General features: G+C 60.3%; 10 protein-coding genes. 6 read left to right on the forward strand and 4 right to left on the reverse strand.

Annotation, left to right across the window (positions count from 1 at the left end; all coding sequences use genetic code 11):
- Nucleotides 1-72: 72 nt before the first annotated feature.
- The 3 genes from hisC (at nucleotide 73) to HNQ65_RS23630 (ending at nucleotide 3,341) form a co-directional block, all read left to right on the forward strand.
- On the forward strand, nucleotides 73-1,167 hold the full coding sequence (gene hisC, locus HNQ65_RS23620) for a histidinol-phosphate transaminase (RefSeq protein WP_184343736.1): 1,095 nt from the start codon (nucleotides 73-75) through the stop codon (nucleotides 1,165-1,167).
- Nucleotides 1,168-1,206: 39 nt separating this feature from the next.
- Nucleotides 1,207-1,695, forward strand: coding sequence for a Uma2 family endonuclease (locus HNQ65_RS23625; RefSeq protein ID WP_184343738.1), 489 nt, complete (start codon nucleotides 1,207-1,209; stop codon nucleotides 1,693-1,695).
- Nucleotides 1,696-1,787: 92 nt separating this feature from the next.
- Nucleotides 1,788-3,341 (forward strand): L,D-transpeptidase family protein, encoded by a 1,554-nt coding sequence (locus HNQ65_RS23630; RefSeq protein WP_184343740.1) that lies wholly within the window; start codon nucleotides 1,788-1,790, stop codon nucleotides 3,339-3,341.
- Nucleotides 3,342-3,421: 80 nt separating this feature from the next.
- On the opposite strand, the gene HNQ65_RS23635 is transcribed toward HNQ65_RS23630, so the two are convergent.
- Nucleotides 3,422-4,390: a 3-hydroxy-5-phosphonooxypentane-2,4-dione thiolase gene (locus HNQ65_RS23635; protein ID WP_184343742.1), complete on the reverse strand. Its 969-nt coding sequence runs from the start codon at nucleotides 4,388-4,390 to the stop codon at nucleotides 3,422-3,424.
- Nucleotides 4,391-4,503: 113 nt separating this feature from the next.
- Between HNQ65_RS23635 and ilvE the strand changes: the two genes are divergently transcribed.
- Together ilvE and HNQ65_RS23645 are read left to right on the forward strand one after the other, a co-directional pair.
- On the forward strand, nucleotides 4,504-5,391 hold the full coding sequence (ilvE, locus tag HNQ65_RS23640) for a branched-chain-amino-acid transaminase (protein WP_184343744.1): 888 nt from the start codon (nucleotides 4,504-4,506) through the stop codon (nucleotides 5,389-5,391).
- 65 nt (nucleotides 5,392-5,456) lie between these two features.
- Nucleotides 5,457-6,284: a L,D-transpeptidase family protein gene (locus HNQ65_RS23645; RefSeq protein WP_221306269.1), complete on the forward strand. Its 828-nt coding sequence runs from the start codon at nucleotides 5,457-5,459 to the stop codon at nucleotides 6,282-6,284.
- A 19-nt stretch (nucleotides 6,285-6,303) separates the two neighbouring features.
- On the opposite strand, the gene HNQ65_RS23650 is transcribed toward HNQ65_RS23645, so the two are convergent.
- The 3 genes from HNQ65_RS23650 to HNQ65_RS23660 all read right to left on the reverse strand — a co-directional run bounded on the left by HNQ65_RS23650 (nucleotide 6,304) and on the right by HNQ65_RS23660 (nucleotide 9,273).
- A complete protein-coding gene (locus tag HNQ65_RS23650) occupies nucleotides 6,304-7,569 on the reverse strand; it encodes a sodium:proton antiporter (RefSeq protein WP_246438670.1) in 1,266 nt (421 codons plus the stop codon).
- A 136-nt stretch (nucleotides 7,570-7,705) separates the two neighbouring features.
- Nucleotides 7,706-8,185 (reverse strand): YpsA SLOG family protein, encoded by a 480-nt coding sequence (locus HNQ65_RS23655; protein WP_184343747.1) that lies wholly within the window; start codon nucleotides 8,183-8,185, stop codon nucleotides 7,706-7,708.
- Nucleotides 8,186-8,238: 53 nt separating this feature from the next.
- Complete coding sequence (locus HNQ65_RS23660) at nucleotides 8,239-9,273, reverse strand: hypothetical protein (RefSeq protein WP_184343749.1); 1,035 nt, start codon at nucleotides 9,271-9,273, stop codon at nucleotides 8,239-8,241.
- Between the two features lie 182 nt (nucleotides 9,274-9,455).
- On the opposite strand from HNQ65_RS23660, the gene HNQ65_RS23665 reads away from it, so the two are divergent.
- A complete protein-coding gene (locus tag HNQ65_RS23665) occupies nucleotides 9,456-10,607 on the forward strand; it encodes a fatty acid desaturase family protein (RefSeq protein WP_184343751.1) in 1,152 nt (383 codons plus the stop codon).
- Nucleotides 10,608-10,617: the final 10 nt, after the last annotated feature.

Raw genomic sequence — 10,617 nt, forward strand, 5'->3', positions numbered from 1 at the left:
TGCGGGAGACTTTACACGGACTTGCCTTCCACGCCATCCCAGTCCAAGAAAAGGGCTCCCACGCCTCCAACCATGTCCATCTGGAACTACGCCAACTCACAGCTCAAAGATCTCGTCGCCTACGAACCCGGAAAGCCCATCGAAGATGTGGCCCGTGAACGTGGACTGAAGCCGGAGGACATCATCAAAATGGCCTCCAACGAGAACCCGCTGGGCCCTTCGCCCAAAGCCATCGTGGCCATGCAGGAGGCCGTCAAAGAAGTGCACATCTATCCGGACGGCGCGTCCTGGAAGCTGCGCAACGCGCTGGCGGAGAAGTTTGGCCTGGAGATGGGCAATATCATCATGGGCTGCGGCTCCAACGAGGTGATCGAATTCATCGGCCACGCCTTCCTCAAGCCCGGGGACAACATCATCACCGCCGAGCACGCCTTCCTGGTGTACAAGCTGATGGCCAAGGTCTTTGGCGCTGACACCATCGAGGTGCCGGACCCCGGCTATGTGCACGACCTGGACGCGATGGCTGCGGCCATCACGCCAAACACGAAGGAGATCTTCATCGCCAATCCGAACAACCCCACCGGCACGCTGGTGACTCAGGAGCAGATTGACCGCTTCATGGACAAGGTGCCGGATCACGTGGTGGTGGTGTTTGACGAAGCCTATTATGAGTTCCTCGACAATCCGCCGGATACGCTGAAATACGTGCGTCAGGGACGCAATGTGGTGGTGCTGCGCACCTTCTCCAAGATCCAGGGCCTCGCGGGCACGCGCGTGGGTTACGGCATCGCCAACAAGGAGCTGATCGACGTGCTGCAGCGCACACGCCAGCCCTTCAATCTGAACTCCATCGCGCAGGCCGGTGCACTGGCCGGCTTGCTGGACGAAGAGCACCAGAACAAGACCAAGGCCATCACCGACGAAGGCCGCAACTACCTGCAGAAGCAGTTTGGCGAGATGGGGCTGGAGTACATCCCGAGCTACGCCAACTTTGTGCTGGTGAAGGTGGGCGATGGCAACGCCGTCTTTAAAGGCATGATGGACAAGGGCGTGATCGTGCGCGCCATGGCCGCCTACAAGCTGCCGGAATGGGTGCGCATCAGCATCGGCACCATGCCGCAGAATGAGCGCTGCATCGAGGTGCTGAAGCAGGTGCTGGGGAAATAGCCGCTTGTCAGCCGTCTGCAAAGACGGTAAATATGAGGCATGAGTTTCTGGGCTGAAATTTGCGCGGACAAGTCCTTGCAGGATTTGCCATACAAAATTGAGACCAATCGCTTTGATCAAATCATTATGAGTCCTGCATCCGTCTGGCACAGTGATTATCAAGGCGAGATCGGCTTTACCTTGAAGCGACTGATGCCGGAGGGAAGAATTCTGGCGGAGGCCGCCATCCAGACAACGGATGGCGTGAAGGTGGCAGATGTGGCATGGATCAGCCGTGAGCGATTTGAGCCGCACCGCCGCTCAGTCAATCTGCCCATCGCTCCTGAAATCTGCGTGGAGGTCGTTTCACCTGGAAATCATCGCTATGAGATGGCAGGCAAGGTGCAACTCTACTTTGCCAGCGGGGCTGAGGAGGTTTGGATGTGTGATGAGGAGGGGCGCATGGAGTTTTATCTGCGTGATGTTGCTGAGCCAGCAGCCAAGTCGCGTTTCTGCCCCGATTTTCCTACGCGTATTGCGGTGGATTAACTCTGAATACCGTTGCCTTGGATTCAAAGTGCCATAGTGGGCGTCCACAACCGGCACTTGTGCGGGCGGCAAATGCGGATTGAATGGCGTGTATGACGCTGAATCGATCGCTCCGGAAGGTCACGTGGAAGGTTTGTGTTCTGCCACTGCTGGCGGGTTTGCTGCCGGGTATGGGCGAGGCGCAGGTGGAAACGGTGAAGCCGGCGATCCCAACGATCGAGCCTGGGCTGGAGATGGCGGTGAAATGGCCGTGGCAGGTGCAGGCGTCTGATGCGGCGACGTGGGGCATTCCTGTGGACGTGCCGGAAGAGCCGGTCACGATCAGGGCTGGCATCCCCGTGCCGCAGGCAGATGCGAAGAAAGCGCCAGCCAAGGTGGCACCGAAGGGGCCGCCGCCGCAGATGATCGAGCACACGGTGGCAAAGGGGGACTCGCTCACCAAGATTGCGCATGCGAACGGTGTCACGATCGATCAGCTCAGGATTTTTAATGAGATGAAGAACGATCGCATCGTGATCGGGCAGATCGTGAAGGTGCCGGGAGAGCCTGACATCGCAGCGATGATCGCAGCGGCTGCTGAAGCTGAGAAAGAAGCGGCGAAGAACAAGCCGAAGGGGAAGGAAGCGGCTGAGGCGAAGAAGAAGCCCACGCCAGTGAAGGAGGAGGCACCGCCGGTGCTGATCGCCACCAAGCCACACCGGGCGCTGCCGCCTGCGGCCTGGGGGGCTTCATCGCTGGTGCTTATCCAGGCTTATCTGGACCGGCAGGGCTTCACCATCGGGCCGATCGACGGCACGGCGGGGCCGATGTATGACGCGGCCTACAAGTCCTTTGAAAAAGCTTATCCGGGGCAGCTCCATACTCCGGAGGGCCAGCCCTCGGCGGCGATGCGCTCCATCGGCGGGCCGTATGTGGAGTACACGCTCACCGCAGCGGACATGCGCTGGATTTCACCACACGACAGTGCGCCAGCCGGTGGCAAAGCGAAAGGTGCCAAAGCTGTGGAGCCGCCGCCGACCTTTGAGGAGCTGACCAAGGAGCCCTTCATGGCCTACCGCTCGGGCTGGGAGTTTGTGGCGGAGAAATTTCATGCGGCTGAGTCCTTCCTGCGCCACATCAATCCTGGGGTGAAAAATCCGAACACGCCGGGGGCGATCTTTCTGGTGCCGAACGTGCTGCCCTTTGAGATCGAGAAAGCTTTTGAGGAGCCGCTGCAGCCTGCGGCTGATCCTGCGGCGCCCGTCTCCGCCAGCGTAGTGGGTTTCAATCGCCTGATCATCCACAAGGGGGAGAAGATCGTGGCCAACATGCCGCTCTCCGCCGCACGTCCGGGATTGCGCGGGCGCAAGACGTGGAAGATTCTGGATGTCATCCCGCGTCCGGCCATGGCCAGCACAGGAGATCCCGCCGCACCGATGACGGTGCCCTACCGCCTGCATGCCGGGCCCAATAATCCTGTGGGCATCCTGTGGATCAATCTGGCGAAAGGCGGCGATCCCAAAGTGCTGCCCTATGGTCTGCACGGCACCAGCATTCCCGGTGCGATGACGAAGCAGGAAAGCATTGGCGGTTTTCGCATGACGAACTGGGACATTGCGCGTGTAGTGCGGCTGCTGCCAGCGGGCACGGATTTGAAATGGGAGTGATGCCCATCTCCGGACGAAGCAAAAAAGAAGGGGGATCATCTTTGATCCCCCTCCGGTGAGTGTGTTCGGACTGCTGGCGCTTACTTCTTGCGCAGCTCCTTTTTCTTGAGGTCGTTGTAGAGTTCGAAGGCCTTGTTGGCGTTCAGACCGCCGTGCACCACGCCGTGCACTGCCTGCATCATGGAAACAGGGGCGTCGCTCTGGAAGATGTTGCGGCCCATGTCCACGCCGCTGGCGCCCTGCTTGATGGCGTTGGCGCACATCTTGAGGGCATCAAGTTCTGGAAGCTTCTTGCCACCGGCGATCACGATCGGCACCGGGCAGCAGCTCGTCACCGTGTCGAATTCCTTCTCGGTGTAGTAGCACTTCACGATGTTGGCTCCCAGCTCCGCCATGATACGGGTGGCCAGTCGGAAATACTGCGGCGTGCGGGCCATCGCACGACCCACGGCGGTCACACCCATCACGGCGATGCCATAGCGGCTGGCGGCGTCCACCAGGTCGGTGAGGTTCTTGAGGCTCTGGCGCTCGTAAGCGCTGCCGATGAAGACCTGCACGGCCAGCACGGCGGCATTGAGGCGGATGGCTTCTTCGATGTTGAGCGCGGTGCTCTCATTGGAGAGGGGCTCAAAGCCGGGGCGGCCAAACTTGATCTTCTTGCCGTCGAGCTCGCCTTCCCACTCTTCCATGGAGCTGATCATCGAGGTGCCGCCGGAGGCACGCAGGGCGATGGCCTTGGTGGTGGAGGCAGGGATGACGGAGCGCTGGATGCCGCGGGTGAGCATGAGGCAGTCGGCCCAGGGGGCGAGGGGGAGAATGGTCTGGTCCACGCGCTCCAGACCGGTGGTGGGGCCCTGGAAGTAACCGTGGTCAAAGGCGAGCATCACAGTGCGGCCGTCCTTGGGATTGAAGACCTTGGAGAGGCGGTTCTTGAGACCCCAGTCGTACTGGTGGCAGCCCTTGAGGAAGAAGCCGGGGGCCTCCTGGGGGATGTGGGTGAAGAATTCCTTTTCCTTCTTGTCAGCAGCGCTGGTTTGGATGTCGGCCATGGTATTTCTGGGTTGCGAGTTAAACGGGCGCGCAGGATGGGCGTGAATCGCCCCTGTGCAAGCACATTGCCAGAGCTTGCAAAACCCCTGAGTCTGTGGTTCTTACCGGCCCCATGTCTGCAAATCTACTTATCTACCTTGACGGCAAACTTGTTCCTGAATCCGAGGCGAAGATCTCTGTCTTCGACCACGGCCTGCTGTACGGTGATGGAGTATTTGAAGGCATCCGCATTTACAATGGACGTGTGTTTCGCCTGACGGAGCATCTGCACCGCCTGTATGACTGCGCCAAGGCCATCTGCCTGACGGTGCCGCTTTCCTTTGAAGAGATGGAAAAAGCCACGCTGGATACGGTGGCTGCCAACAACCTGCGCGATGGCTACATCCGTCTGGTGATCACCCGTGGTGTCGGCTCTCTCGGTTTGAATCCTTATCAGTGCCCGAAGGCCAGCGTGTTCATCATCGCCAGCAGCATCACGCTGTATCCGGCGGAGCGCTATGAGAAGGGGCTGGAGCTGATCACCTGCGGCACGCGCCGTCCGAATTCCTCGGCCCTCAGCCCGCAGGTCAAGAGCCTGAACTATCTGAACAACATCATGGCCAAGATCGAGTGTCTGCAGGCCGGATGCGACGAGGGCATTATGCTCAACGACCAGGGCTTCGTGTCCGAGTGCACAGGAGACAACGTTTTCATCGTGAAGAACGGCAAGGTCTTCACGCCGCCGGTTTCCTCTGGTGCGCTGGACGGGATCACCCGCCGCGCGGTGATGGAGCTGCTGGCCGAAATGGGCAGCCCATGCACGGAAGCAGTGATGACCCGCTTTGACATCTACACCGCCGACGAGTGCTTCCTGACCGGAACCGCCGCCGAGGTGATCCCGGCTGTGAAGTATGACCGCCGCCCGATTGGCGACGGCACGCCCGGCAAGCTGACGCAGGAGCTGACCAAGCGCTTCAAGGTGCTGGCCAATAGCACGGGTACGCCCGTTACCTATAAATAAGGATTGAATCTGATGTGCCAGTTTCCGCTTGGAAACTGGCACGCTATTCGCAAATACTTCAGGCAATGATGAGCCCGAAGCGTCCATTTATCTGCCTGTGGAGAAGCCTGCTGGTTCTGGCGTGGTCCATTGCCGGCATTGGCTGCTCCAACTCGGACAATGAAAAGCCGTACAATCCGCTGAGCAGCCGTGCGTGGTGGAAGGGGGATGGCGTGGCGGGCAAGCCCAGGATCGTGATCAATCTGAGCACGCAGCGGGTGCAGTACTACAAGGGCAAGGAGCTGGTGGGGGTGTCGCCGATTTCATCCGGCCGCGAGAGCTTTGGCACCGTCACCGGGAGCTTCCGCATTCTGGACAAGGACGAAGACCACCGCTCCTCGCTGTTCGGCGCGTATGTGGATGAGAAAGACGGCCATGTGGTGCAGGAGGATGTGGACACGCGCACGGACCGCGCGCCTCCAGGTGCCAAGTACATGGGCGCCAGCATGCGCTACTTTATGCGCATCGTAGGAGGGATCGGCATGCATGAGGGGTATCTGCCGGGGTATCCGGCCTCGCATGGGTGCATCCGGCTGCCGACCAAGATGGCCGCCATCTTCTTTAAAGAGACGCCGGTGGGGACACCAGTGGAGATCGTGGGAGAAAGCGCGCTGGCGGCGACTGAGGAGGCGATCCCGATCGGTGTGGACAAGATCGAGGATGCGCAGCCTGAGGAGCCCAAATCCAAAGCCAGCAAGAAAAAGGCAGAGGCGGTGGTGGCGGCTGAAACGAAAACCGCGCAGAAGCCGAAGACGACCGTGCGGCGTGCGATTGTGGATGTGTCCAAGCCGTCCGGCTTTGGCTCCTGGTTCAAGCGCACACCGCGCGGGGCCACGATGTATCTGGCGGAGTAGGGGCAGTTGGAAGTGCGGACTATTTCACCATCACCCAGCCGACGATGATGAGGATGGGCAGGAGGACGGGAATGGAGAAGCGGGCCATGTAGGCGAGGAAGGAGGGGGCGTTGACCTTGGCCTTGTCGGCGATGGACTTGACCATGAAGTTGGGGCCGTTGCCGATGTAGCTGCCTGCGCCGAAGAACACGGCGCCGAGAGAGATGGCAATGAGGTGGGGTGCGTGCTCGGCGGCGAACTTCACCACATCGGCGTGCGAATCCACCGAGAGGTGCTCGTGACCCATGGCAGCGGCGAGGAAGGAGAGGTAGGTGGGGGCGTTGTCGAGGAAGGCGGAGAGGGCACCCGTGGAGAAGTAATACTGCATGGGCGAGGAGATCTGCACCGCCTGGCCGCTTTGCAGGATCTGCAGCGCCGGGATCATGGTGAGGAAGATGCCCACGAAGAGAAAGCCCACCTCCTTGACCGGGCCGAAGTTGAAGTCATTGGCCTCATGCACGTCCTTGCCGGTGATGAAATACGAAGCGGCGGCGGCGGCAAACATCACCAGAGCGGGGACGGAGAAGACTCCGAGGATTGTGGTCTCCTGCACGCTCTTGGGTAGAAAGACAGCGGCGAGCACCACGCCAAGCCAGACGAGGTTGTGCAACCCGCGGAAATACCAGTCCTCGTGGGCGGTTTCCATGTCGCGGACATCCTTGGGGATGCGGGCGAAATTGCGTGAGTCGAAGAGATAGAAGACGACCAGCAGGAGCGCCACCGCAAGCGCCCAGGCCTGCCAGCAGTGCTGCAGCACCCAGAAGAAGGAGATGCCGCGCAGGAAGCCGAGGAAGAGCGGGGGATCGCCGATGGGGGTGAGGCAGCCGCCGACGTTGCTGACGATGAAGATGAAGAAGACGATGTGGAAATCGGTGATGCGGAACTTGTTCATCTGGATCCACGGACGGATGAGGAGCATGGAGGCCCCGGTGGTGCCGATGAAATTGGCCAGCACCGCACCGATCAGGAGGAAGAGGGTGTTGATCGCAGGCGTGGCCTCCCCTTTGACGCGGATATTGATGCCACCGGAGATGACGAAGAGAGAGCCTACCAGCGCCATGAAGCTGACGTATTCCTGCGCGGCGTGGTGGAGCGGGTGCCAGTCGTGCTGCACCCCGGCGTAGTAAGCGGCGGTGACGGCGCCCAGCGCCACGGCCACCTTGGGGTAATGATGCTCCCAGAAATGCGCGGCAAACAGGGGCATCAGCGCGATGCAGAGCAGCAGGATGACAAATGGCGCGAGCATGCCCGGAGGGGGCAACGCGGCATGAGCAGGGGCGTTAGCGAGAAAAAGCATGGGGGTGAAAATGATTCACCCATGCTAGGCGGAGTTTCAGCAAACGCTGCTGGAATCGGCGGAAATCGGTCTGTGGCAGTAGAAGCTACTCAGGGCGGCGGTCCATGATAACCTTGGCCTTTTCCAGCTCGCCGGTGGCCCAGTCGCTGATGCCGGGCTCGTCTGCATCCAGGGAGCCGGTGATGTGCAGGCGGCGGATGTAATGCTTGTCGAGGAAGGCGACGATCTTTTCAGAGACGCCGAGGATGCCACGATGCACATGCAGCACGGGCTTCTTCTGCTTCTTGGCGGCAGTCACGGCCTTCTGGGCAAAGCCGGAGGCTTTGGCGGCGATGGTGAAGACGAGGGTGGCCTCGGCATCGCGCACATTGAACCCGATGGCATCGATCACGTTTTCCGTTTCAGACTCCTTGAGCTTGTAGCAGGCGTCCAGCGGCTCGGAGGAGCCGAGGATGCCTTTGGGGCACCAGCCGCCATGGGGAAAGGAGTGCTTCAGCGACCAGTCGAGAGTGGCGCGTTCGACACCCAACTGGGCGCCGGTGATGATGACAATTTTGAAAGGCATGGGGAGGGGTCAGAAGAAAACAGGACAGTGCCTCCGGCAAGCACGATCTCGCACTATTCGAGGTGGCGGCCCAGCATGGTTTCGAGGTTGAGCTCGACGATTTCCCCCATGGATTTGCAGGCATCAAAGCGGTGGGTGTTGTGGAAGTGGCCGAGTTCGGAGCGGAGCTGCACGACCTTTTCAAAGGGCTCCACGGCGTTGTTTTTCATGCAGTGGAGCAGCGCGGTGATGCGCTGGTGCTCGGAGAGGTAGCGGCGGGAGATGAGGCTGCGCTCCTCCTCCTGGTACTGCTTCATGGTGGGGAAGTTGAGGCAGGTAGAGCAGAGCTGCACCACGGGATTGTTCTCCTTGAAGAACTGGGGGAGGTAGAGGTTTTTGCGGCCTTCGTAGCTCTGCTGGTCGAAGTCGATGGCGCGCACGCGGTACTGCACCTCCTCAAAGTCGGGCGTCATGTCGATGACGTAGTTGTAGCTGCGCATGTCCCCGAGGAGGCGGATGAAGCAGCGCTCGCTGAACTTCACAAACTCCTTGGCCAGACGCACGCCGTTGAAATCCGGGCGGCGGAGGTAGTCGCGGATGAAGGCGTCTCCAGGCACGCCGGCGATGTGCTCCTCCACGAGGGTGCCGCTGCTGTGCATGAGGTAGTTGATGCGGTTGGGGGAGAGCAGGTGCTCCAGCTCCAGGCCATAGACACGGGAGGCGTCCGCCGTCTTTACGTAGAAGTGGTCGTAGTTGTCATTGTACTGGTTCACCACGCGCACGCGGAAGGGGCGGGAGTTGCCAAACTCGCAGTAGTCCACGCGCTCCACATAGAGGTGGGGGACGGCGTGGAAGTCGCCGGTGCGCAGGAGGGAGTAGATGCTGGTGAGCTTTGGGTAGAGCTCCTGCTGCAGCTCGCGCGGGTAGAGCACGCTGCTCCAGTAGGTGGCGTTTCCCTCCTTGTCGAAGAGCGGGTAGCTTTCGGAAAAGGCGCGCAGATCATTGTAGGTGGCGGGCAGCGAGTAGCAGCGGCCAAACTGATCCAGATAGCTGATCAGCTCTTCAGTGACCGGGATGAAATTTTTGCGCTTGGTGATCTCGTTGCTCATGCCGCTGTTGTGTCGCACTTAGCGTTCCAAGTATCAAGCGGGTAAGGTGCGCGCCCTGAGTGCCTGGGATGGCGACTGAGGAGATCGCAGGTTTGCCGCTTGATCTCCGACAGGAGGGGGCCTAATTCTCATCAACCCTATTAATGGTGAAGCTGCTAAGTCATCAACGATTGCGCGAGTGCTTGAAGCTGAGGCCATGGCGGAATCTTGGCTGGATCGCGCTGGACTACGCCTGTGTGCTGCTGGTGGCGGGTGGTGCGATTGGGTTTCATTTTCTGTGTCAGGAGAGAGGAATGAACTGGGCCTGGGAGGTTCCGGTGGTGCTGGTGGCAGTGTTTCTCGTGGGAATCCTGCAGCATCGCATCGGGCTGATGGGGCATGAGGCGTCTCACTATCTGCTGTTGCCAGACCGGAAGTGGAACGACCGGCTGGCCAACCTGCTGGTTTTTCATCCGCTGTTCTCCGAGATCGGGCTCTACCGCAAAAAACACACCGGGCACCACCTGCACCCGAATGACCCGGAAAAGGACCCTAACTTGTTTGGCGACAAGGTGGAGCGTGTGTATGCCAAGTTTCCCATGGAGAAAGGAAGCTTTGTGCGGTTTTTCTACTTCATGTTTTTCTGGCCGCCTTTTGTGCTGGGCATCCTGCAGGATTTGTTCCTGTCATTGACGACCGGAACGCGCAAAGGGAAGCAGGCTGGCGCGCCCGTCCGCCCGAAGATGGCGCTGGCCGGGCTGGGGTGGTTTATCCTGACTTCGCTGGTGCTCGTGGGCAGCACTCTGGCCGGAGTGCGGTGCTGGCCGGTGATCGGCGCAATGAATGCGCTGGCACTGGTCGTGTGTGCCTGCGCGCCTGCGCGGTGGTTTGGCGGTGAGGAACAAGGCCGGGCTGGAGATGCCAGGCTGTCTGCGCTGCAAAGGCTCGTGTTTAATGCACTGCTGCTGCTGACGCTGACGGTGCTCAGCCAGCGTTTTGGCGGCCAGGTGCTGGCGGGCTTTGTGGTGCTGTGGATCTTTCCGCTGATCTATGTGTTTCCGTACCTGATGCATCTGCGGGAGATCTACCAGCATGCCAATGCCGGGAGAGGGGAGCTGGACAACACACGCATCATGCATGTGGGGCCGGTCACGCGCTGGGTGCTGATGGGCTATGGCAATGATTTTCACCTGATCCATCATCTCTACCCGAACATCCCGCATGACCGGCTGGAGGAGGTGCATAGGGAGCTGCTGCGTGAGTCCGCCGAGTATGCCGCCGCCGTGCAGGAGACGCATGGGGTGATCCATGCGCCTGCAGGAAGGCAGAGTGTTTTGGATGTGCTGGCGCGCTGAGCGTGCAGGG

It is taken from the genome of Prosthecobacter vanneervenii (genome assembly GCF_014203095.1).
GTDB lineage: Bacteria > Verrucomicrobiota > Verrucomicrobiia > Verrucomicrobiales > Verrucomicrobiaceae > Prosthecobacter > Prosthecobacter vanneervenii.

Bases quoted from the DNA above. Each gene is read 5' to 3' on its own strand.
- HNQ65_RS23660 (WP_184343749.1), bottom strand. From the start codon at position 9,273: ATGAGCAACGAGATCACCAAGCGCAAAAATTTCATCCCGGTCACTGAA.
- HNQ65_RS23650 (WP_246438670.1), bottom strand. From the start codon at position 7,569: ATGCTCGCGCCATTTGTCATCCTGCTGCTCTGCATCGCGCTGATGCCC.
- HNQ65_RS23625 (WP_184343738.1), top strand. From the start codon at position 1,207: ATGAGTTTCTGGGCTGAAATTTGCGCGGACAAGTCCTTGCAGGATTTG.
- ilvE (WP_184343744.1), top strand. From the start codon at position 4,504: ATGTCTGCAAATCTACTTATCTACCTTGACGGCAAACTTGTTCCTGAA.
- HNQ65_RS23655 (WP_184343747.1), bottom strand. From the start codon at position 8,185: ATGCCTTTCAAAATTGTCATCATCACCGGCGCCCAGTTGGGTGTCGAA.
- HNQ65_RS23635 (WP_184343742.1), bottom strand. From the start codon at position 4,390: ATGGCCGACATCCAAACCAGCGCTGCTGACAAGAAGGAAAAGGAATTC.
- HNQ65_RS23630 (WP_184343740.1), top strand. From the start codon at position 1,788: ATGACGCTGAATCGATCGCTCCGGAAGGTCACGTGGAAGGTTTGTGTT.
- HNQ65_RS23645 (WP_221306269.1), top strand. From the start codon at position 5,457: ATGATGAGCCCGAAGCGTCCATTTATCTGCCTGTGGAGAAGCCTGCTG.
- hisC (WP_184343736.1), top strand. From the start codon at position 73: ATGTCCATCTGGAACTACGCCAACTCACAGCTCAAAGATCTCGTCGCC.